Below are 23,084 nucleotides of genomic sequence, written 5' to 3'. Positions count from 1 at the left end.
TGTTACAGCGGATCGCCGTTACCGCAGTACGGGCAGTACAGGGTTCCGTCCTTGATGAGCAACAGCGACTTCTCGCATTTACCACACGGGCTGGAAAGCGAGAGGCCGTCTATTTCGTCGGCGACTGACGCCAGAGTCGTTTCGAGACAGTCGAGTCGGTTCTCCACTTCGACGACTCGCTGTGCGAGTTCCTGGTCCGAGAGTGACTCCGCCATTGTCTGTCCATCCATACCCACCTGTTAGTCGTCCGAACGGATAGTGTCAGCACCTTATATTTATAGGTGGCAACAAAGCGGTCCGGACTGGGGAGTATCTGCTGGTGTCGGAGCGAACGGCCCGGTCGTGGGTCGATTCGACGACCCTCTGCGGAGGTCGCCCGGACCCCCGCTCACGACTCCAGTTTCCGCTCGGCTTCGCTCATCGTTGTCGCGGTCTTGCCCCCGTAGCCGGCCTCGCGTGACCGGCGCTGGAAGGCGTTCTCCGTGACGGCACTCGTCTCATCGGCGACGACGCGGACCACGTCGCCGACGCCCAGTTCCTTTAGCGTGGCCTGTGCCTCCTGGATGGGTTTGGCGGCCTCGGGCGACGGCGGCGTGAACTCCGAGATGTCGTTGATGATTCCGAACCCGTCATCGAGCCGTTCCGCCGCCTCGACGGTCTCGTCGGCAGCGGTCCGCATCGTTTCGGCCGTGAGTGACCCGGCGAAATCCAGATACAGCGTGTTCTCGGTTCGGTCGGCTCGTATCTCGTAGCTCGCGTCGGTGTCTCGGTCCGACTCAGAAATGGTTGACATTGTACACTGAATATTAATGGGACATAGGCATTCAACGGCCATACCAACACGGCGCAGCCGGGATCGCAGCGTCGGACAGGAACGCGGTCTCAGCCGATGAACGTCGCGTACAGGTCGTTGGTGACATAGAGGAGCAGTACGAGACCGAACATCGGGCCGGCGAGGCCGAGTATGAGACCGGGGCCGAGATACACCCACAGACCGACGGCCAGAAACACGCCCGCGACACCCACCAGCGCGACCAGCTTCAGCGCCCGCATGGTCGTTTCGTCCATCGGGAACACGTCCCCCCGGTCGGATAAAAAATGTACCCCCTGCAGAACGGGAACGAACTGTCCGGACGCCGTCGGAGGCAGGCAAAATCAGTGGTACGGGCGCGACCGAATCAGTCGGAACACACAGGGAACGGGTTCCACAGATGGCAGACACCGATGTCGACCGGTGGTGAGTACCAGTTCCCGACTGAGACGCGGCGCTGTCCAGTTATGAGCCTTCTGGGGGGACAGGCCGCGCCGGAGGCCGGCGTGAGACGCCAGCCGAGTGCGGTGCCTCTGACAGCTTGTGTACGGCAGCGGATTTCGGGCCCAGGGACGGAAAAGTATCCCAGTAACGCCGATGCCACTGCACCGGGCGACCCGGCTGGAAGCGACCGGGTCGCCCGGTGGCCGGCACGGCCGACAGCACCAGTCGTCCTGTCTGGTGACGCCCCCACAGGGACTCCCCGCGTGTTCCCGTGACCGCTCCGCCACAGCTCCCCTGTGTGTCCTGCATAGCAGTAACTCTATACGGATCCCTGTCAAATCCGTCCCATATCGAGCCTGAATTGGAATGCATATGACTGTTGTTCGCACCCACTACCGGTGAGAGAGATGGACCGAGACAAAGCTCGACAGTTGGTGACGGTGTTCGGCGCGGTCGGTGTCCTTCTGACGGTAGCGGCTCTTGCGGTCGGCCAGCCGCTTCCCCCAAACTCCTACTACGGAGTCGCGGAAACCAGCGAGCGGGTCGCGCCCCAGGGAACGACGATCGTCGCCGTGGCAAACGGCGAGCGACAGGACGCGATTACTGTCGGCTCGGACGGCCAATACGGCAGCCGGTCGGGTGAGAAGCTCCGCGTGAGCAGCGATATCGACTCGGAGGTTACGTTTCACGTAGGGGACGCCAACGGTACACAGGCGCGCCAGACGGACCCGAACCCAACCGCGGAAGTCGAGGAGCTGGACCTGACGTTCCCGGACGGCGCTTTCGACGACACCAGTCCGACACAGACGTTCACGCCGACGCCGACGTCGGACTCGACATCGACGCCGACCTCGGAATCGACTGCGACGACTACGGCCACGTCGACTGCCACCCCCACCACGACGGGGACGGCGACGGGGACTGCGACGGCGACGACGGGGACCGCGACGGCGACGACGGCAACGGCGACGGCAACCGAGGGAGCGACACGCTCGACGACGGCGGACGGCTCGACTTCCGACGACCGAACGCGACCGTCGACCCCGCTCCCGACTGTCAGTGGCTCGCCCGACGTCTCGGTGACCGGGGCGACGGTCAATCGGACCGAAGCCCCGGTCGGTGGCGTCGTGCTGGTGAACGCGACGCTACGGAACGAGGGTACCGGCAGCGCCAACGGGTCGGTGAAGCTATACGCCAACGGGACCGCGGTGTCGGACGCCGACTACACGATTGCGCCGGGCGAGACGGAACAGATGCAGTTCAGATACCGGGCGAACGAGACCGGCGTGGTGCAACTCAGCGTCGGCCCGAAGACGGCTGGGACCGTGACCGTCGGGAACGGCGGCGGAGGCGGGCTGATCCCCTGGGGACTGCTCCGGACGATAGCGCTGTACGTCGCTCTCCCGATTGCGCTCATCTACGGCGTACTCAAAGCACTGGCAATCTACTACGGCTACTGAACCGGCCATCGCCCGTTCTATGTTGAAAAAGTAACTCTGGAACCGAGCGGCCTGTGGTACGGCTGTACACCGTCTTCCGGGAGAGCGGGCGTGAGTCCGACGTGGGGATTAGCTCCCTAGGCCGGAGTGTGGCTCCCCTCGGCCGGCGCGTAGCTCTCGTCGGTTATAACGCCCCATTTCTCGCCGGCTTCGACGTAGACGTAGTACCCCTGGTAGGACGAGATGTCATCGTCCGACGACAGCGTCGCGAACGTGAGGTTCTCCGGAGCGGTCGTCCCCTGGCCAGACTCGGGCCTGTAGAGTTGGTCCATGGACACGAGAGATATCGACCCGAGCTCGCTACTGAACGTGATACTCGACCCGTCGTTCAGGTCGATGGTGGGCGTGACGAGGTTGTACCCCTCGTGGAGCTGTCGGGTGTGGCTCTCCGCGTCGTCGCTGAAGACGTAGCCGATCCGGGCCGAGTCGTTGATACCGCTCACGTAGTACGTCGAACCGGCCTGGTTCATGTCCGCTCCGATCCAGCTCGAATTCGTCGGCTCGTAGGTGAGTTCACTGTCCGTGTACTGCGTGACGACCGTCTCCGCGTCCATAGGGGTGCCGACGATCTGGTAGCCCGAATCGAGGTCACGGACCTCGTGCATGAGGCGGACCGAGTCCGTCGCCGAACTGTCGTCTGCTTCGGCCAGTTCGACCGTGACGGTCCCGGTATCCGTGCCGTCCGGTATCTGCGTGGGGTCGATACGGGCATCGACCGCTCCGTCGGTCACGGTCACCTCGTACTGCGTCGACCCGACGACCAGCGTGGCCGTCTCACTCTTTGCCGACCCCCCGGCGACAAGGTTCCCCTGCTCGTCGCGGACACCCGACGCGGTCACCCTGATGGAGCTGTTCTGGTCCGCGACAGTCCCGACGACGTTCTGGTGGAGCGTGAGCTGCTCGACTGAGGCGATTGTCGTCTCCAGCGTGAGCGCCGGAGTGTCGACCGGATCGCTGGTCTGTCCGTGGGTGTCGGTCGCTGTGACCGGGAGGGTTACCGGCCCGTCACCGACCTCCGGGTCGGAGATGGTGAACGACCCGGCGTACGTGCCGTCCGATTCCTCGGTTAGCTCCAGCGAAGTCGGACCACCTAGGTCCGAGGCGTCCGCGGTGACGGTGTCGACGCCGGCGGGACTGTCGGAGACATCCGCGGTCACCCGGACGGAGTCGCCCGGCTGGACGGTCTTGTCCCCGTCCCCGACGGCGGCGGCTCCGGGGTTCGAAACGCTCGGCGTTTCGGTGTCAAGCGTGTAACTGACCTGCAGCGACGAGCTACCCGGGCCGTCGAAGTACGAGTGGGTGTTACCGACACCGTCCGTCGCCTTCACGTAGACGGTATAAGCGTCGTCGGGGATGTCGAGCGAGGACGTATCGTAGCTCCAGGTCCCGTCGTCAGAGACATCCGCGGTCAGCCATTGCCGGTCCGGGGACCAGCTCGAACCGTCGTAGTACTTGTCGTCGCTGTTTCGGATGGCGACGGAGACGGAGCCGATGTCCGAGTCGATGGTCTGGTCCGAGACCGTCCCGGTAATCGTGGGTGCCGCCGTCTGCTCGGCGCTAGACGGCCCGGTCACCTCGACGGTCGGGGAATCCGTATCGACTTCGAACGTGGTCGTCGCCTCGGCCTCGACGAAGCCGGCCCCCTGGTCCGCCCGAACGGTCACCTCGCCCGCGGCCAGTTCCGTGCCCAGATTTCCAAGATCGATATCGACACTGAAATCTCCTTCATTCGTACCGACATTTCTGACCACGATATCACGGTTACCGTCCGAGTCTTCGAACTCGAACGCCACATTTGAGGTATCCTCGGAACCGTCGAGCGTCCCCGTCACGGTGATAACTTCGTCTGGTCCTACGGCTGGTTCATCCGTGTCCAGGCTCCCCTGATTCGCGGCCGCAGCGGCCCCTGTCGAGAGGGAAACCGTCGCAGCTGTAACGGACAGTACCAGCAGCAGCGACAACGATACGGCTCGTATCGCTCGGTTTGATTGCACTGATGTCATTGTTGATATGCGTGGTGACCGGCGTCTCTCTCCGACCCCGCTATGGGGGGCAGATTGTCGCACGCTTTATCCGGAGGCACATGATTGTCAAGGCTCATCTGATGTTATGTTTACTATATGTAGAATAATCTGGTATAAACCTCACGCCAAAATTATCAATCGATAGAACGCGAAACGGGGGTACGTCACCGGTAACCACAGCCGATGCGGCGTTCGTTGCCGAGCCAGCTGGGGAATTTCGACTCGCTCAGGGTCGAAATATCCACTCCCGCCTGTCGGGAGCCGACAGCGACACTCGGTGAGCGGGTTACACAGGCCGTTGCGCAGAACGTCCGGGTGTCCGCTTCGGTCCTGTATCTGCGCGCAGGGCCGCCCACAGCGAGGACAACGCCCAGCGCAACGACGCCCCCCACCGAGGGTACTGCGAGTGTCGGGCGGGCTGCCAAGCTCGCCGCTACCGACGGCGACAGCCACGACGAGTTCGGGCGGCTGGTGGTGGTGTCGGACGACGGGAGCACTCCCCCGTCGGCGCTTGCGCCGACGCGGACCCAAACGGCAAGAACAGAGACTCGGCGTACGTGTTCGAATAAGGAACACTGTAGCCACGGACCGGGATTCGCTCGATAGCGGCTCAACCGGCTGCTCACTGTCGGCGGCCTCCGAGCCGCTCGTGATACGACGGCCGGCCGAGGCGGTGAAACCGCTGTTTTGCCACGGGAGCTGTGCCACCGTGTCCTTCCGCGCTGCCAGTTCAGGAGCCCAGATGTAGCCGTTCGTCACCCATCCGCTTGCCTCTGGAAACGAGCCGGGTACCATACGCCCGGCGGGTTTGATTCCACGATGTGAGCGCCTGGTCTACCGATTCGTGGTCGGAGAGCGCCCCGGCCAGAGTGACTGCGTCGCCGACGGCCTTTGCGGTCCCCGCTGCTGTGTGCGGGCGGGCAACGAACGCGCTATCGCCGAGCAGACAGACGCGATCAACGACCATCTCGGGGACGCTAAGGTCGTAGATCGCCTGGACGAACAACTCCGGCGTCTCGGCCACGACTGTCTCGAAGACCGGCGGTAGTGCCGCCGCCCGTTCGCGCTGGCTGGCGCGTATCGGGTCACGGAGCCGGCCCGGGGGGACGGTAACGCGTCGTTCTGTGCCCGTTGTGTCGGTGAAGATGTCCCGTCGGTCGTCGCCGTTGACTGTGTCGTACCAGACCCAGTTGAGGCGCCGCTCGCCCGGTGTTGTACTGCCGTCCGGGCCCGGAATGAAATAGGCGAGAACGAGCTGGTCTGTCCCCTGATAGAAGGTGAACGTCTCATCGAACTCGTCGCGGACGGCACTCGGGAGCGAAGACTCCGGGATGACCCCACGCCAGGCGACGTAGTCAGCAAACGACGGTGCTGTGCCCGGAAACAGCTGGTTACGGGTCGAGGACTGCCCTCCCTCGGCCACGATAAGCAGGTCTGCGCTCCGTTCGCGGCCATCTTCGAACGCGGCGGTCGCCGACTCGGTGGTGACGCCGACTACCTCCTCGCCCATCCGGTAGCGCTCCGCGGGGACGGCATCCCGAAGCTGTCGGTAGAGGGCATCCCAGGAGGTAAACACCATCTCCTCGGACACCGACCGTTCGAGACCGCCCGACGCGGTGAGATACCGCCGCTCGCTCGAACTCGTCGTAATCGACTCGGGCTGGACGGACGTATGCTGGGTGAGAAACCGTCGAATATTCTGCTGGGCGACGATACCACCGCCACGGCTTTTCAGTTCCCCCGTCGACCGCTCGTAGATCGTCGGTGAGTGACCCAGGTCAGCTAACGCGATTCCGGTAGCGAGTCCACCCATCGACCCGCCGGAAATGAGAACATCGAGTTCAGTCGGTGACTGTTCGGCGCGCTCGTGTGACACAGGTCCCTTTGGTTGCGGACGTTGAAAGCCTGCGGGCTTCCCATCTACCAGCGGCCGTAAACTCATCACCAGCGCCACCGGATTTTACCACCCATGGGTTCGACAGCCGCTTTGAACTCTTTACACCCCCTGTGAGGGCGGTTCTGCGGTCGGAAACCGAAACTGGAATACGGTCCCTTCCTCCCCCGTCTGTAACAGCTCGATGGTCCCGTCGTAGCTGTTTGTGAGCTCTTTGACCAGATAGATGCCCAACCCGTGATCGCCGACCTGCGGGCGATCGAAGAGCGTCGGTAGCTTGTACTCCGGAATCCCACCGCCATTATCTTCTACTGTGACGGTTACAGACTGGTCAACACGCGTTATCTCGACCGTTATCTGCAACGATGCCGTGTCGTTGTGTTCGACCGCGTTTCTGAAGATATTACTGAAAGCACGCCCCAGCAACTCGTCGGCTTGAACGTGTATCTCCCCCTGGCAGTGCAGGTCAACGTCGACGCCCGGATACTGGTCTCTGATCTTGTGCACCTGCGTTTCAACGACGTTTGTGAGGTCGATCGGCTCCAGCTCTCGGCCGTCCTCGATAGTACTCAGTAAGACACGTACCTCCTGAATCACTCTCGTTAACTCATTTCCCTGCCTGTGGATGCGTTCGATCCGCTCGTCTGTCGGGTCAACGGGCCCGTCCGAATCCATCAGCGACGACGCATTGCCGGTGATAACCTGCGTGGAGTTGAGCACCTCGTGGCGCAGGAGCCCGTTCATCTGATCGATCAAGTTACGCTGCTTTTCCATGTGTTCCGCTCGAAGCGACTCCCGTTCCGCCGCAAGCCTGCTGGTCACTGCGCGTGTCTGTGCAACGCCGACGATTAGACCGATGACTAAACCGAACGTGAGTGCCCACCGCGTCCAGTTCAAAACTATCCAGACAGATTCGGTCGGAAAAAACAGCATAAGACCAGCATTGAACACGAGGAACCCAATCCCACCAACCAGCCAGTATTTCCTGATTCGAGGGTGGTGGTCCGCGGAGATCTCACTTTCCCGCAACCAGTGAGACCCATAGATCATTCCGAGACAGGACGGCACAATTGTGAGAACCCCGATCAGATATCTCGGGTCAGTCAGCGCCGACACGTCAGACAGAGACAGATAAACCAGTTCTATTGTTGTCCAGAATAATATTAGAGATGATAATGAGATAACGGCCCTTGGAGCTGAGTTCGAGGACCAGAGGCCGCGTAAGTACTTGTAGATCACATTTTGCTATATGTCACAACGATATAAATAACAGCACAGTCAATATCAAAATTTGATAATTTGCTGCTTCCCGGACTGAGCGCACCCGTTGTGTGTCCCGTCTCTATGACGGTGTTCGTCGCGGAAACGCCGTCGGAGAAACGCGGGACTGGTGTAGTACTGGCTGCCGATAACGGACTCCCCGCGGGTGGGGACAGAGTCACGCTGGCAACCGGCCGTGACCGCCGCCCGCTCAGCGTGGTGCCGTCGAGAGGCAGTGACGACCCCCGCTGTTCGGTCTGTTGGGACGCTCTGTGTGTAACCGAACGGGAACGGCGGGACGCCGGTCGTCACACCGGGCCGCAGTCCTAGCGTTTCCCGGCGGCATCGGTTCCGGAGTCAGATGTGGCGCCGACGCTACCAGCGGCCCGACCTGCACAGTTGTCCCCGCGAACGCGCCGAGTGAGGTCTGTGGGTCAATTGACGGACATGAACCCGTCGACGAGCGCCGCCTCCGCCTTGCGTAGCCTGTACGAGACCGTCGAGCGCGGCCAGTCAAGCTCCGTAGCGAGCTCGTCGAGCGTCGTCTGGCGCGGTGTTTCGTAATACCCCCTTTCCGCCGCCAGTTCGAGCACACGGCGTTGTTCGGGTCGGATAGAGACCGAGTCGAAAAGCGCCAGCAGTGGACCTGACGCGTCGCTGACGCGGTCGAAGTGAAAGGAGAGCCCGTCCCGGAGCACGCCCCCAAGCGTGTCGTAAAGCATTCCCACCTTCTTGTCGTCTTCCATGAGAATTCGCCAGCGCTCGGTGTTTTCCTGACGGATTATCTCGAACAGCAGTGCCCCGTTTATATACCGGTTCGTAATCGTCGGTATCGAGTCGCAGTGGACGAGATCTTCGAAATAGCTGTACACGAGACTGCGATGTGGGCCGTCCTCCAGTATGTCACTGTAGTGGCGCCCACCGCAGGCACGGCCGCTGACGCTCAGCTGGTTGTACTCCGACCCAGTCAGCAACGCTGTCGCCTCCTCGACCGCTGAAGAGGGACCCATTATTCGGTCTAACCGCCAGAGCTGTGCGTTCCCCATCGAACAGAGGAACGTCGTCGAACGGGCTTCCGGTGTCTCGATGAACAGATCCATCAGCTCGTCGGCGGCGGCTTCGTACCGGACCTCGAAGACGAATTCCCGCATCTGTACGGAGTTGCGTATCGGTCGTACAGTTAATTTCGGTTCGCGCCTGTGGCACTGCCGGTCGTGGCGACCCGACGGCGGGATACCGGGCTTACCGGCGCGGCGTCGTGGCGAGGGTCGGACGGTTGTCGCTGGTCAACGAAGCGTTCAGGGTATCCGGGGAGAATACATTAGTAATGAGCAATTCAAGCACTGACGGCTCGCTCCCGTGGTTCGTCAAAGCAGTTATCGCTGTCGCGTTGCTCGTCGTCCTTTTCATCCTCGGTATCGACCTGCTTACGTTCGCTGCGGCCTGGTAACTGCGTCGAACGGGTTGTCCGACGTAGCCGAGTGATCTCCCCGCGCCAGCTGTGGCTGCTCGACGGCAGAGACGGTACGTCCGATCAACGCATGGTCCGACCCGCGGCGACGGCGCTCGGTGCCGTGGGCGGCCGAAACAGTTTCGAGTTGTCCTGTGCCATGGTAGCGTTCAACTCTGTCGGGTCGGTTCAGACGAACCGGCATGAGTACTACCGAGGTGCAATCAGGCACCACAGGGTCCCCACCCGTACAGGACGGACCGTCCGGACGCCGCCGCGTCCGCAGAGCGGTCCTGCGAGGCGCACCGTCAGCGGTGGCCGGCTGTCCCCCCGTTGTCTGCTGACAACCCAGTATCCAATCCGCTCTATGCCGACATACTGTGTATGTCGCTTTCCGACACGGTGAAACGCCGCCTCCTCGGCTGTCGGATCTGTCTCCCCGGGCTGTTTACGGCCGGTATCGCCACGACCGCTATCGTGTACGGACTGCGAACCGACGACATGGTCACCGCGCTCGGGGCGCTCCTGCTCGTGCCGAGCGCGATACTGCTGTTTGCGATCGGCCTCGGCCGGGAGCACTCGATGCTGTCGGACCGGGGGCCGAACTGACCGGCGTCGCCGGACCTGGGGCGCTCCCGAACTGACCGGCACCGGACGACCGTCCGCGGTCGCACGACTGCACGGGTCGGGAGTCGCCCGCGATGGTTCCGGTCCGGACCTCGGCTTCGGGGCGCACATGGGCCGGTCGCCGAGTTCGTATTGTGTCCATCGGCGCGGCGGGGTTCGATCAGCGTCGGCCGAGCAACGGGCGAGTCACTGCACCCATGCCGAAGTTGCGACGGTCGACCACGGCCTCCCGGGGGCGAACTGGACGCCAGGCGGGACTTCGCTGCCCAGCGGCCCGTATCAGGACGTTTCACGCCGTCGCGACGCTCGTGTTCGGCCGGAGATGTACCGAGCCGCCGTCTGTCCGACGACAGCGACGAAGACGAGCAGACCGATAGCGAGAAACGGGACGGCAAAGTCCGGCGTCAACAGGACGTAGGACAGCCAGGCGACCGCTATGTTTAGCGCAGCCAGAACGTATGGATAGAGTATCTGAACCGCGTTCATCGTTCTCAGAGAGATATTCGGGGGAATAGTTAAACAAACAACTAAAACTCAAAACGCGATTTGAGCCTTTCCCCGGGCTCGCCAGGCCAGCGGCACTGCTTTGGGACAGCACACAGCAGTTGTCCGGACTCTGACCGGCGCTTGGCACGCCCGTGTCGACTCGCGCCGTCGGCCCGTCGCGGTATATCCTCGCACCGGCGGCGACGCGTTCTCGCTGTCCACCGCCAGTTGGACTCCCGTCGAAAGCGACACCGCACAGGCCATCTGCGGTAGCATCGGCGCCCGGCTCAGACACTGGCTCCCAACGACTGGCCCCGGGTCGCTCCTGTGCCGTTTCAGTTTCAGTCCGTGGCGATGGGCTTTAGGTGTCCCCGATGTACCCCTCTCTCAGCAGACGTGGGCGAACAGACCACCTCGCAGCGCCCCCACCAGACAACACATGGGGTGGGGAACGTCTACATCGACGAGCAGGGAGAGCTACTGCGTCTGGCCACGCGAGCCGAACACGCGACCACTATCGTGCTGGCGCCGACGCAACTGCACAAACGGAACCTGAAGGTCGCACTCGCGGCCGAAGGCCGGCCGCGCTCGTCCCTGTCACTTCGCGCTCCCAGCGACGTGGCAGCGGACATCGTCCAGACCCGGACCGGCACCGCGCCGAGTGTGCTGGACAAACTCGACCGCAGACGCGCTCAGCAAGCGATACTCCGCGACGACCCCGACAGCTACGCCGAGCTGCAACCCGTCTTCGGGACGGACCTCCACGCAGCCGTCGAGCAGATCGAGGTTGCGCGCCAGGAACTGCGCCTCATGACGGGGTTCGAGACCGCTCGCCTCGACGCCGTCGCGTCCGTCGCCGACGACCTCTCGCCAGTCGCCCGGGAAGACACGCACGCGCTCCTGTCCGGGCTCCAGACGCTCGATACCGAGCTCCGGGCACGAACTGACGGGGTTGTCTCCGACGGGGCGCTCCTCGATACCGCGACAGCGGCCCTCCGGGAGACGGACGGTGGCGCGTGGGAACGCACCTATCCCCGCATCGAACGCCTCGCCGTCGGCGGCATCAGTACGCTCGGGACGCCGCTACTGGGGTTTCTCGACGCGCTCACGACGACGACCGACGTGGACGTCACACTCTTTCTCCGGGCCGGTACCGGACCCGGAATCCGCAGCCGTCTGGACCGCCGGGTGGGCGTCCAGCGCAGTGGGGACGACCCGTCCCCAGTGTCCCGTCACCAGCGGAAGGCGCTCTCACCGGGCTGTCCCGTCACAGAGATCCCCGCGGCGACGAAACACGAAGAGTGCCGGGCGGTCGCCGCACTGGTCGATAGCATCCTCGACAGCGGCCACACGGCCACTGATATCGCCCTCGTGGCTCGCGACGCCGACGAGTACGAACGGCCGCTGTCGCGGGCCATGTCCGTCTACGGCCGTCACCTCTCGGTCTGGTCGCAGCTCGAACTCAAACGCACGCTCCCCTACCGGCTCGTGGTCGCTGTCTGTACGGCGCTCGGCGACGAGTCACTCGACAGTAGGCAGCTCCTTCGCCCGCTGGCGCTGCAGTGGACGCCCCCCTTCGGGGCGATCGAGGCGCCGCTCTCGGCGGCAGCGCTGAGCGTGCTCCGACGGCGGTTCGATACCACCGACCCGCAGTCCCCCGAGGGGTGGCTCAAGACGGTCGCGGCGGACGGGACGCTCGCCGACCAGTCGCGGGCCCACGTCGTGGCGTTCCTGAACTGGTGTCGCGACCAGCCGGCTGCTCCAGGTCCCGACGACGTTGTCACGGTGCTTGAGCCCATAGTCGACGCGTTCGACCGCAACGTCCTCCCGGAACGGGTCGCAGACGACGACCAAAGCTACAGCGACGCGTCGCGTACGGCCCGCGCGGTCGAGCGGGTCGCGGGTGAGGCGGGGACCGAACATCTGCTTCGCGAGACGCGGGCGAAATACGCTGACTGGCTCGAACGTGGCCACATCGGCCGTTCGTGGGCGGAGGTTAGCGCGGTCCTCGACGCGATTGCGACGGTCCGTCCCGGCCGGCGGGAGCACGGGAACGCCGAGCGAATCGACGTCCTCGACGCGACGGACACCTGGCTCCGGTCGTATCCGTACGTCGTCGCGCTCGGACTCGTCGACGGGACGTGGCCCCAGCGCCCACACGGCGCGTTCCCGTCGACGTTTCGAACCGCTGTCGTCGATGGCCACTCCCAGCCGGCCCGGCAACTCGGCGTCCGGGGCGCCTGGACCGAGGCCAGGGAGTACGACCACTTCGCGGACGCGGTCCACACCGCCGCCGAACATCTCGTCGTGACCCGGTACCGCGAAGACGTCGAGGGCGTGCAGTACCAGCGCTCCCCGCTGCTCGATACCGTCGACCCGACGCCGCTGTCGGCCGACGCCCAGCAACGGCTCCGAAGTGTGCAGGGCGCCGTACCGGCCCCGCTGTCCGGTGTGACGGCCGCCACGAATGCGAACGCTGGTGAACGCCGATGAGCCACCGGCGAAACCGACGCTCAGCGCGATTTCGGCCCGAAAGCGGCGTGCCGGGCGGTGACAGCTGTGTCTGACCCCGTGGCGCAACTCGACGGGGTGCAGGCACGCATGCGAGAACACTTCTTCGACCACGACAGCGGCCTGTTCGTCCTCGACTGTACGGCCGGCTTCGGGAAGTCGACGACGGCAGAACACATCGCCGCGGAGTCCCTCTGTGTGGCCGAGCGCACCGGACGACCGTGTCCGGAAGAGCAACTCGCCGTCGTCTCGTTCGCCCGCGACGACGCCGCAGGTATCGGGCCCGGGATAGAGGCGGTGCTGGAGCTGTTTGCTGACGACGAACAGTCGACGGCGTGTACCATCGACAGTGCAACGGCGTCGAGACTCACGCACCGACTCCGGCAGTCGGAGTCCATCGGCACTATCGACAGCGTCCTCCGGTCAGTGTTCGACGACATCGCCGGTGCCCTCGGGTTCGACGACATGCCGACGGTCGGCAACGAGGCGTTGCTCGCGTCGCTCCGCCGTGACTGTCTCGCCGAGTTGCGGACAGAGCCCGGGTGTGCCGAGCTGTTTGCGACCCTCGAAGCGGCCTACGGGGACGGCGACCAGCCGGACGTCGACGCCCTCCTGGAGTCGGGACGGCGGGCAAAGCGTGACCGGCGGCTCACGGATGCGGCCTTCCGCGACCGACTGACCGGCACGGTCGACGATGTCTACCCCGAGGGGCCACCGGACACGGTCGCCGATATCCGGGCAGACATCAGCCGGTTCTACGACGACGCGGCAGCGGGACAGTTCGCCCCGTCGGAGTCCGCCGCTGTGACGGTCCGTCGGGACACGGAGTGTCACGACCGGTGGCGCGAGTGTGTCGACGCGTTCGCCTCGCTCGTCGCCGCCTACGAGCGTGCGTACGACCGCGCCTGCCGGTCCCGCGGGGTCCTCTCACACGGCGATGTCGCCTACTGGATCGCCGAGTTCTTCGACACCAGTCACAGCCTGCCCGACACGCTCCCCGATGTCGACGAGCGCGTCCGCGAGCGCGCCCGGCGGCGCCACGCAACACAGTTCCAGACGCTCGTCGTCGACGAAGCCCAGGACGTCTCCGTCGTCCAGCACGACGCCCTCGCGGAACTCGTTCCGGACGACGCGCGGGTGCTCCTCGCGGGCGACACCGACCAGTGTATCTACGCGTGGCGGAACGCTCGGCCGGACCTGTTTACCAGGGCGTTCGCCACCGGGCGGTACTTCGGTAGGGACTGGACCGTCCACAAGAGCGAACGCGCGACCAGAACCTATCGTATGCGCCCCGACATCACCGCCGCCGTCGACACGCTGTTTGCCGACGTGTTCACCGACACCCAGCGCGGTGCCGACGGGACAGCGGAGGCTGACTACCGGCTCGTGACGCCGGACCGGGACCCCGTCGCGGAACCGTCGGTTCACGTGGCGGCCTATCGCGCCAACGGCGTCCCCGGGAGCGAGTCGTGGTTCGACACCGGCGAGTCCGAGGCCCTCGCCACCTACCTCCACAGCGCCATCGCGACCGACGCCTTCGGGGGTACCGACGACTGTGACACGGTAACGGTCCTGTTCTCGCGGCGAACGAACATGGACACGCTCGCGACAGCCCTACAGGAGCGTGGCCTCACCGTGGCCAATGCCAGTCAACGGCTCTTCGAAGCGCCGCTGGTCGGGCTCGTCTGTGCGGTCGTCGACTGGCTCGTCGACCCGTTCGACCCCGACCGGACCCGGACCCTGCTCGACCACGACGCCTGTGAGTTTCTCCGAGCGGCGCCGCCCGAAGCGAGCGCGGTCGAGCAGTCTGCAAAGGCGGTGTTCGCGGCCCACGACTACCGGATCGAGGCGGCAGCGGATGGCGGCTCGTTCACGCCGCCAGTCTCGTCGTTCGTCCGCGGCCTCCGGGAGCTTGCAGCCCGGCGGGCCCGCCACGCCAGTGACCCCGGAACGCTCGTCATAGACGACATCGTCGAGACGCTCGAACTGCGCACTGACCCCTTCGGCCACGTCGACGACGCCGAGCGCTGTCTCGCCATCGTCGACGCGCTCGTCGACCGCGTCGGCGAGTGGGAGGGCGACGACCGCTACAGCATCAGCGACCTGGCCGCCGTCTGCAGGCAGTACCGTCACAACCCGGCCGACGGTCCCACGGTCCCGGTGACGGGCACGGCGGACCATGACGTCGTCTTCCGTACCATCCACAACATGAAGGGGGACGAGGCCAGCGTGGTCTGTCTGGCGGACCTGAGCAATCCCGTCGGGGCATACGGGCCACACGGCGACACGTTCGTGGCACACGGTGACACGCTCGCTCTGGCGCCACCGACGACGCTGTCGCGGGTCCAGGTCTACGACGGCGATGCGGGGTATCAGCGCTCGGCGAGCCCGCTCCGGTGGGCAACGAACCGCTGGGTCGACGGCCAGCTGGCCGGCGCGCCGTCGCTTCGCGCTGTCAGTGCCGCTCACCGCGCCGACCGCTGGCGGCTGCTCTATGTCGCACTAACGCGTGCACAGGACCACCTCGTGCTGTCGCTCCCACGCGAACGGGCCGACGGTCCGCAGGCGCCACGGAACAGCTGGCTGGGCTCGCTCCAGCAGGCACTCGAACTGGAGCGGGCGCCCTCCCGCGGCAGCTACGACTGCCCCGTTTCCCGACCCGACGGGGACGCGAGTCTCCCTATTGGTGTCAACGACGTGCCGTTCGATCCGCCGACCGTCTCGACGTCCGCCCCGCCGACACCGCGGGCTGCGTCGCAGCCGGCACCCGTCCGGACCCGGCGGACACCCCGGTTCGTCAGCGGAAGCGCTCTCGCGCCGCTGCAGACGGCGTTCGACCGCCACTGGCTCCCGTATCTGCAAGGCCGAGCGCTGCACACCGAGCGGCCGGAGCCCGACCCGGCACTGGCCCTCCCGTTCGACGCTGTCGGCCCGGACGCCGTCGGGACAATCGCACACGACGTACTGACCGCGGCCATCAGTCTGGACATCGATACGGAAGACCTCCGTGCGTGTTCGGGGCCACTGGAACAAGTCCTGGCCGACAGCGTTGCCGACCACGCCGCCGACGCCGGCCCGACCGAGCGAGCGACCGTCCGCGAGTTCGTGGGCAACACGGTCTGTCCGCAGTTTGCAGAGACAGCGACGTGGGCCCGACTACGGGCGAGTACGGCCCGGTTTATCGAGGAGCCAGTGGATGCAGTCGCCGACGTGGCGGGACTCAGGATAGAAGCACACAACCACGTCGACGTCGTCTCCGTCGCTCCCGATGGCACGTGGCACGTCGACGAGCTGAAGATCGCACTCACCGAGGCGGGCGAGACGCTCCGGTGTCGACACGAACGACAGGTCACACTCTATCTCTGGGCGCTCGAACGACAACTGCCCGAAGACGCGAACCCACCCGTCTCCGGGGCGCTCACGTACCTCGGGACCGAATACCGGACTCGACAGCTGACGCTCTCGGAGACCGATATCCGCGAGCAACTGGACCGGCTTCGGTCGCGTTGACCCGAACCGCTCGCGGACGCGCTACTCCCGGGTCGGCGACCCCGCCACGCTGTGTTTTGCCGCGGTTGGTTTGGCGACATCCCCGTGGCCGGCCAGCCACGACCAGCGATGCGCGAGGGCGGTCGCGGACCCGGTGTGGTGACAGGGCGGGGTCGCTCGGTCCGCACCGCCGGCGCCTGAGCGTAACGGTACGCATCCCGGACTCGCGCTCACTCCCGGTCGTGGCCGGCCACTCTGGCGGCCTGGCGGACCAGCGCGTCGTGGGGATCCGTTTCCGGGCGCCGGTCGAGGACCTGATTGAACGCCTGGTTCAGCGTGTCGTCTGTGAGGTGTGTTATCACAGCGGCGGCGACGGAGGGACTGCGAGAGGAGCCGGCGGCACAGTGTATCAGGACGCAGTGACCGGCGTCTCGGCGGTCGAGCACTGTCCGCACAGCCTCGGTAAACGCCCGGTAGCTGTTCTGGGGCCCATCCGTCATGGGCACGTCGACGCGGCTGACCCCGCCCGTCTCCGGCTTGCTGTGTGTGAGCGAGACGACGACGTCGATACCGTGTGTCCGCAGTCGTGACTCCGCACCCGCGTCTGCTTCCGTCCCGACGAAGATGCCGTCTGTGACCTCGTCCATACAGACGCTGTCGGCGGGAACTACATAGAGACCGGGATCGCATATCACTGTGCCTGACTCGTCTCTGGACCGTCGAACGACTGGCGCCGTGGGCGACCGAAACGTCTGGGACGGCTGACACCACCGTGGCAGCACTGGCGAAAATACTGCTTGCCATCAAGCTCAACGTGTTTGCGCTGTCGCGGACGCCGGCACTCAAAGGCCTTACTTCGGACCTCCACTAAACGTGGCTGAATGACAGGAAACACGTTCCATATCGTTGATGTGTTTGCTGAGAGACGATATGCCGGAAATCAACTGGCTGTCGTTGAAGGGGGCGACTCACTGTCGACAGAGCAAATGCAACAGATCGCTCGGGAGTTCGACTATTCCGAAACCACATTCATCGAATCTTCCACCCCCGTCGATGGGGGATATGCTGTTCGCATCTTCACACCGGAAGAAGAAGTCCCGTTCGCGGGGCATCCAACGCTTGGCACGGCGCATATCCTTCGAGAGCATATCGCTACGGGCGCCTCTGATAGAGTTACACTGAATCTCAAGGCCGGGCAGATTCCGGTGACAGTCGACTCGACTGGGGAGGCTGAGACACTCTGGATGAAACAAAACCAGCCCGACTTCGGACAGGAGTTCGGTCATGAGCAGGTAGCAACTGTTCTGGGGCTTGAGTCAGACGCGGTACATCAGGAGTTCCCCGTTCAGGCCGTCTCGACGGGACTCCCAACGGTGATTGTTCCCCTCAAGAGTCGTGACGCAGTGGAACGTATTTCGGTTGATCGGGAGGCATATGCCGGGTTCGTCGCGGGCCACGATGCGAAACTCATTCTCGCATTCTGTCCCGAGCCGCGAGACAGTACAAACCACCTCGCTGCCCGGGTGTTCGCACATTACCATGGTGTTCCGGAAGACCCCGCAACAGGCAGTGCCAATGGCTGTCTCGCAGGATACCTCGCCAAGTACGAATATCTCGATACCCCCGCCATTGATGTTCGAGTTGAGCAAGGATACGAGATGGGGCGACCCTCGCTGCTTCACCTCCAGGCAGATCGTACAGTTGAGGATATGAGTGTACATGTTGGAGGCGAAGTCATCTCTGTTGCAACCGGAGAGTTAGTGGGCGAATAAGCTCTTTTCCCTGTATTCATCGCGGTTTGTCGGACATCATCTGCAACTCGAAGGAACCACAGCCGTCAGTTCCCACGCCCACTGACCGGTCGTTTCAGCCAGTTGGATTCATAAAAACCGTATTCACGACAACTGTTAGTGTGGGGCGTCCGAGACGACAGACAGCAGTGGCTCCGTAACGTCGCAAGTGGCCGCTCTACACGACCACGACGTCAGAGATCTCGAACCGAGCGCCCCCTGAAGTGCTTTCTCCGACTGAAAGACTCCAGCCATGCGCGGCTACAACGTCGCTGACAATTGCAAGACCGAGTCCGACTCCGTCGTCGTCCGTCGAGTAGCCGGTCTCGAAGACCTGTGCTCGCTCCGGGTCAGGAATACCCGGGCCGTCATCCTCGATATAGAACCCGTCGGTGTTCTCGAGTGGGCCGGCGCGGACAGACACCGCATCGCCGCCGTGCTCAACGGCGTTGCGAAAGAGATTCTCGAAGCAGCGTTTGCTACGATCGGGAGCCGCTTTGAAACGAAGATCGTCCGCTATCTCGAGGGTAGCACTGTCGGTCTGGACCGACTGCCAACACTCCTCGGCGATCGCCGCCAACGAGACGGTTTCGGTCGCTTCGATATCGTGGCCCTGTCTCGCCATCGTGAGCACATCCGTGATCAGCGTTTCCATCCGGGCAAGCGCGTCTGCAGCGACCGCCAGATGCTCGCTATCACGATTTCCCCGCTCGATATCCACACGGCCTTGAGCGACGTTCAGCGGATTGCGGAGTTCGTGGGAGACGACACCGGCAAACCGGTCTAAGTGCTCTATCTTCGTAGCCGTTCGCTCTCGCTGTAACTCGTGTTCCAACATCCGTCCGATGAGTTCGGCAAACATCGTCTCATCGTCGGAGAACGGTTTTTCACGCGGTTCTGTCGAGACGAAACAGACGGTCCCGTAGGCTTGCTCACCGACGGTGATCGTGGTCCCGTGATAGCAGTGCAGTCCGTGGGTTTCGAAAGCGGGGTCATCTGCCCAGCCTTGTCGCTGTGCGTCGTGGAGAGCGACGGGTTGATCCGTCGCTGCAGTTCGTCGACAGTAGGTCTCCTGCAGGTCTAATCTGAGACCGGTCGGAAATTGTCCATCAGCACCATCAGTGCTCGCGATAGCCCGCCAGTAGTCACTCTCCTGACCGATTTTGGTCACGTGTCCGTTCTCGACACCCAGGTATTGTTTGCCGATAGAGAGAGCTTGCTCGGCTTTCTCCTCGAACGAGCGGTCCGTTTTCATAACCGCATAGAGCTTGTGGCGTGCTCGATCAGCTGACAGAGACGAGTTTGACATGTAGGCTACGCATACAGTAACCACTTCGCGAGCAAAGAGGTAACGGGACATCGCGAACACGGGGGCCAGCAGATAAGCAGTGGCAGATCTCGAACCCAGTTTTCTCACGGTCACGCATACGTCCGCGGTCATCCAACAGTTCCGCATACGGGCTAACCGGGAGTGTCTGGTCGGGTGACACCGGGCGTGCGAAAGCGCTGGCCGGCCAGTTGGACTGCGGGACCGTCTGTATCAATGACTCGCATTTCGCCGGCTGGGCGGCCTACGACGCGCCGATGGGCGGTGTGGGACAATCGGGTATCGAGCGACGCCACGGGCCGGAAGGACTGCTACGATATACGGAGCCGAAAACGGTTGCAACCTCACGCGTCGGCCCACTGGGGTCTGTGCCCGGCGTCCCGGATGCGCTGTATACGCGCGTCGTAACTGCTCTCGCGAATGCACAGCGGCAGTTACCCCAGTGGCGGCGGTGAGTTCGCAGGGCCCGTGACACCTGTCTCTCCTTGCACGGGAGAGCGTGGCTCTCCCGATGTATCGACGCTCTGTCTCGGGTAGGTCGTTACTGCACGACGTTTGCGAAGTCCCTGACCCAAGAAATCGGCTTCCTCGGCGACGGCCTGTACTCGCCGGTTGATTACCATGTGCTTAATACATCATGCGACAATTGCGGTCTGTGACCGATCTGGTGTCGCTACAAGGGCTGTTGGCCGTGTTCTTGTGGGCTGCACTACTCGTCTATGGTTTCTCGTCGCTGTGGTGGCTCATCGAGGTGGCTGTGCTCTCACGTGGCTGGGAACGGAACACTGGGGACGTCTGGGGGCTCGATGATATCCAAGTCCGCGTACTGACGCTTGACGCTGAGCCTGTCGTCCAACAGACAGTCGACGCACTGCCCGACGGTATCACTGACGTACGTGTTATCGCCGAAGCCAACATCAATATCGATGGTGCTCGGGTCCACGTCGTCCCCGATGAATTCGACTGTAACGCGACCAACAAAGGTCGGGCCGTCGAGTGGGCACGGAGAAACGTCGATGCCGATGCGGAATACCTTCTGTATCTGGACGAAGATACGCTTGTTACAGAGCTTACTGGCCTTCCGGATGCTGATTTCATCCAGTTCACGGAGAAACCGATCTACACTGGCTCACGGCTCACGTACCTCTGTGAAGTATTCCGTACGGGTTACCAATTCGAACAGCTCGGGTTCCACCGCCTCTCATATCCCCTGTACGCGTGGGGCGGGGGGTTCGCCATCCGCCGCGAGATCGAACAAGAGATCGGCTGGGACGTAGCCACGATCACAGAAGACACAAATCTGATCTGGCGGGCAGCGCGAAAACGCGATCTGACCTACCAGTTGGTCGATGCTCGGTTTCGAAACCAAGCCCCACCGTCACTGAAAGCGATGATCAAACAGCGGCGCCGGTGGATGTCCGGGACCGTCGGTGACGATTACTTGCTACCGCCACTGTACCGCCCACTCTATTTCACCCGGGTAATAGCGTGGGCGTTCTCACCGTTCGTGCCGTTGCTGGCTATCGCATCGTATCTGTTACCCGGGACAGCCCCCGGAATCGGACTGTATTCCCTGCTCTCAACCGCACTCCTGGGGATTCTGTTCGTCTACATGTTCTTTGGCGTGATCGCCTATCGGAAACATCCGGTTCTGTGGCCCGTGTTCCTCCTTCTCACGCCGCTGGCAGTTGTCCTCCACTCGGCCGGCGCACTCTGGGGAGTCGTGAGCCCAGTCGAGAATTTCGAAGTGACTCAAAAGGTCACCGCTGACGTTGTAGAGCGGGCTAACAAGCTCGACGAGGGGACGCTTGCCGAGCACGAGGGGACTGGGCGGCTCCTCCGTGAGTCCGATGAGGAGTTCGAACGCGGGATTTTCAGCGACGACGACTAGTTCTCATCTGCTGTCACAGGGCGTTGGGTATCGTCAGTCTGGGGAGACACGTCTTCGCCGCTGTGGAAGTTCCGTTTCTCGCACCTCGACCGCAGGGAGGGCGCCTCACTGTGAGACAGTACACGGACTTCGGCCCTGCCGACTGCTGCCGTCGACGCGGTGACCGGGGCGGTGCAACTGGGCGACTGGGACGTGGTCCGGAGACACCGGGCGCTCGGACGCGACGGTATACGAGGTCCGGCGGTGGGCGGTGTGCCAGTCGCCGACGCTGTGGGTTCGTCGACGAGTCCGTGCACGGCCCGGCCAGAACATCGAGTTCGAGCCGCGGAGCGACCGCCTGAAACGGGTACAGAGGCGGTCGTGTTCCGGGGTTAGTTCGGGTCTCCGGCGCTCAGAACAGCCCCAGACCGAGACTGTATGCCCAGCTCTGTGGTCCGATGGCGGCGACGACGAGCGCCCCACCGGCCAGCGCGATGTTTTTCAGGAACTGCGTCATCTCGGTCTGCTGGTCCTCCTCCGGAGCGGCCCAGAAATCGTGGAAGATGAGCGCGGAGACAACGAGGAAGCCGGCGATCAGGACCGCGAGGGGCACCGGCAACACACCGAGAACGATACCGACGCCGCCCAGGATGAGCAACAGGCCGGAGAGTAAGACACCTGCCTTCGGCGCTGGCAGGCCTTTGTACTCCGCGTACCCCGTCATCTCCTCCGTCTGCAGGAAGTGGTTGAACCCGGTGAACGCGATGACCCCGCCGAACAGGACTCGTCCAACTAGCAGGACCAGCCCTTCGGTTCCGGTGACCGCCATTAGACACCGACCCCCGGAGCAGACACAGCTGCGCGGCAGTTACCAATCGAATGCGAACGTAGATCGTACAGTGACATAGCGAGTCTCTGTAATTCGGGCTCTCTTGTATGCATTTGGCGACATCTGAGCAACCACATATCACCGGTGCTACTGGGTGTATTTGTTATGGCAATTAGCGCCCAAAATCCCCTCCGGTGGTCGGTACTGACCGACTGCGACGTGTTCCGGCGCCACCGTGCTTTTTCGGTCACACCGTCCACGGGCGAGGGACGGCTCACAAAAGGCCTGTCGAGATACTGTCATTCAAACGCCGCCAAACAGCCACTTTTTATCCGCATCTGGACCGCCGTGCGGGACCCTGCCACCCAGTTCACGTCTCTTGTTCCGAGTATTCCCCAAAGGATATGCTGACTCTCTGCGTTGCTGCGAGCGATGGTCCCCCTCCAAGTTCCCGCTGGTCCCGAGCTGATACTACTCGTCCTCGCCCTCGGGCTCAACCTCCTGGTTCTCGTCGGGTTTCTGGGCGGTCTCAGCTACTTTCTCCTCCGGATCCGCTCGGGCGGGAGTGTAAGCGAACGGCTGGACCGAATCGAGCGGAAAATCGGTCGCCTGGAAGCACAGGTCGAGCAACTGCAGGACGACGAGCCGGAGTAGGCACTGCTACGGGAGCCACGCGCCGGAGCGACGAGTGAGACTCGGCCGTGAGCCGTCGTGTGGCCGACGCGACGGCCTCGTGTCCCGAGCGAGTTTGAGCCGGGTGGCGGCGGCATCAC

At 63.6% G+C, this 23,084-nt stretch carries 20 protein-coding genes; 9 read left to right on the top strand and 11 right to left on the bottom strand.

Going from position 1 to position 23,084, the window contains the following annotated elements; all coding sequences use genetic code 11:
* Positions 1-2: 2 nt before the first annotated feature.
* From VJ162_RS11945 to VJ162_RS11935, 3 genes are all read right to left on the bottom strand, one after another.
* Entirely contained in the window at positions 3-230 is a 228-nt protein-coding gene (locus VJ162_RS11945; protein ID WP_324664519.1) for a hypothetical protein, read from the bottom strand.
* Between the two features lie 158 nt (positions 231-388).
* Positions 389-793, bottom strand: a complete 405-nt coding sequence (locus tag VJ162_RS11940) for a hypothetical protein (protein WP_324664517.1) — start codon at positions 791-793, stop codon at positions 389-391.
* An 89-nt stretch (positions 794-882) separates the two neighbouring features.
* Positions 883-1,068 (bottom strand): hypothetical protein, encoded by a 186-nt coding sequence (locus VJ162_RS11935; RefSeq protein WP_324664516.1) that lies wholly within the window; start codon positions 1,066-1,068, stop codon positions 883-885.
* Positions 1,069-1,662: 594 nt separating this feature from the next.
* Here VJ162_RS11935 and VJ162_RS11930 point away from each other — a divergent pair.
* Positions 1,663-2,715, top strand: a complete 1,053-nt coding sequence (locus VJ162_RS11930) for a hypothetical protein (protein ID WP_324664515.1) — start codon at positions 1,663-1,665, stop codon at positions 2,713-2,715.
* A 116-nt stretch (positions 2,716-2,831) separates the two neighbouring features.
* Here VJ162_RS11930 and VJ162_RS11925 read toward each other — a convergent pair whose 3' ends face one another.
* From VJ162_RS11925 to VJ162_RS11910, 4 genes are all read right to left on the bottom strand, one after another.
* On the bottom strand, positions 2,832-4,547 hold the full coding sequence (locus tag VJ162_RS11925) for a hypothetical protein (protein WP_324664514.1): 1,716 nt from the start codon (positions 4,545-4,547) through the stop codon (positions 2,832-2,834).
* A 961-nt stretch (positions 4,548-5,508) separates the two neighbouring features.
* Positions 5,509-6,654, bottom strand: a complete 1,146-nt coding sequence (locus VJ162_RS11920; RefSeq protein WP_324664513.1) for an FAD binding domain-containing protein — start codon at positions 6,652-6,654, stop codon at positions 5,509-5,511.
* A 120-nt stretch (positions 6,655-6,774) separates the two neighbouring features.
* A complete protein-coding gene (locus VJ162_RS11915) occupies positions 6,775-7,911 on the bottom strand; it encodes a HAMP domain-containing sensor histidine kinase (protein WP_324664512.1) in 1,137 nt (378 codons plus the stop codon).
* Positions 7,912-8,366: 455 nt separating this feature from the next.
* Positions 8,367-9,083, bottom strand: a complete 717-nt coding sequence (locus VJ162_RS11910; RefSeq protein ID WP_324664511.1) for a helix-turn-helix domain-containing protein — start codon at positions 9,081-9,083, stop codon at positions 8,367-8,369.
* 176 nt (positions 9,084-9,259) lie between these two features.
* Here VJ162_RS11910 and VJ162_RS11905 point away from each other — a divergent pair, with 176 nt between their 5' ends.
* The gene (locus VJ162_RS11905; RefSeq protein ID WP_324664510.1) at positions 9,260-9,382 is read left to right on the top strand and encodes a hypothetical protein; all 123 of its coding nucleotides are present in this window, start codon (positions 9,260-9,262) and stop codon (positions 9,380-9,382) included.
* 384 nt (positions 9,383-9,766) lie between these two features.
* Complete coding sequence (locus tag VJ162_RS11900; RefSeq protein ID WP_324664509.1) at positions 9,767-9,991, top strand: hypothetical protein; 225 nt, start codon at positions 9,767-9,769, stop codon at positions 9,989-9,991.
* 297 nt (positions 9,992-10,288) lie between these two features.
* On the opposite strand, the gene VJ162_RS11895 is transcribed toward VJ162_RS11900, so the two are convergent.
* On the bottom strand, positions 10,289-10,495 hold the full coding sequence (locus tag VJ162_RS11895; RefSeq protein WP_324664508.1) for a hypothetical protein: 207 nt from the start codon (positions 10,493-10,495) through the stop codon (positions 10,289-10,291).
* 396 nt (positions 10,496-10,891) lie between these two features.
* Between VJ162_RS11895 and VJ162_RS11890 the strand changes: the two genes are divergently transcribed.
* Positions 10,892-12,988: a PD-(D/E)XK nuclease family protein gene (locus VJ162_RS11890; protein ID WP_324664507.1), complete on the top strand. Its 2,097-nt coding sequence runs from the start codon at positions 10,892-10,894 to the stop codon at positions 12,986-12,988.
* Between the two features lie 66 nt (positions 12,989-13,054).
* A complete protein-coding gene (locus VJ162_RS11885) occupies positions 13,055-16,516 on the top strand; it encodes a UvrD-helicase domain-containing protein (protein ID WP_324664506.1) in 3,462 nt (1,153 codons plus the stop codon).
* Positions 16,517-16,725: 209 nt separating this feature from the next.
* Here the strand turns inward: VJ162_RS11885 and VJ162_RS11880 are convergent, their stop codons facing one another.
* Entirely contained in the window at positions 16,726-17,142 is a 417-nt protein-coding gene (locus VJ162_RS11880; RefSeq protein WP_324664504.1) for a dual specificity protein phosphatase family protein, read from the bottom strand.
* A gap of 234 nt (positions 17,143-17,376) precedes the next feature.
* On the opposite strand from VJ162_RS11880, the gene VJ162_RS11875 reads away from it, so the two are divergent.
* Positions 17,377-18,267, top strand: coding sequence for a PhzF family phenazine biosynthesis protein (locus tag VJ162_RS11875; RefSeq protein ID WP_324664503.1), 891 nt, complete (start codon positions 17,377-17,379; stop codon positions 18,265-18,267).
* A 196-nt stretch (positions 18,268-18,463) separates the two neighbouring features.
* Here the strand turns inward: VJ162_RS11875 and VJ162_RS11870 are convergent, their stop codons facing one another.
* The gene (locus tag VJ162_RS11870; RefSeq protein WP_324664502.1) at positions 18,464-19,726 is read right to left on the bottom strand and encodes a sensor histidine kinase; all 1,263 of its coding nucleotides are present in this window, start codon (positions 19,724-19,726) and stop codon (positions 18,464-18,466) included.
* Here VJ162_RS11870 and VJ162_RS18500 point away from each other — a divergent pair.
* Entirely contained in the window at positions 19,681-20,067 is a 387-nt protein-coding gene (locus tag VJ162_RS18500) for an aldehyde dehydrogenase family protein (protein WP_407066859.1), read from the top strand. The two genes, VJ162_RS11870 and VJ162_RS18500, sit on opposite strands and share 46 nt — an antisense overlap.
* Positions 20,068-20,267: 200 nt before the next feature.
* Positions 20,268-21,503 (top strand): glycosyltransferase, encoded by a 1,236-nt coding sequence (locus tag VJ162_RS11865; RefSeq protein WP_324664501.1) that lies wholly within the window; start codon positions 20,268-20,270, stop codon positions 21,501-21,503.
* A gap of 391 nt (positions 21,504-21,894) precedes the next feature.
* On the opposite strand, the gene VJ162_RS11860 is transcribed toward VJ162_RS11865, so the two are convergent.
* Complete coding sequence (locus VJ162_RS11860; RefSeq protein WP_324664499.1) at positions 21,895-22,311, bottom strand: DoxX family protein; 417 nt, start codon at positions 22,309-22,311, stop codon at positions 21,895-21,897.
* A 432-nt stretch (positions 22,312-22,743) separates the two neighbouring features.
* Here VJ162_RS11860 and VJ162_RS11855 point away from each other — a divergent pair, with 432 nt between their 5' ends.
* Complete coding sequence (locus VJ162_RS11855) at positions 22,744-22,965, top strand: hypothetical protein (RefSeq protein ID WP_324664498.1); 222 nt, start codon at positions 22,744-22,746, stop codon at positions 22,963-22,965.
* Positions 22,966-23,084 lie beyond the last annotated feature (119 nt).

Origin of the sequence: Haloarcula sediminis (assembly GCF_035656455.1) — an archaeon.
Taxonomy (GTDB): domain Archaea; phylum Halobacteriota; class Halobacteria; order Halobacteriales; family Haloarculaceae; genus Haloarcula; species Haloarcula sediminis.
Note: the sequence above shows the minus strand (reverse complement) of the source record. Positions and strands in the feature narration are given on the sequence as shown.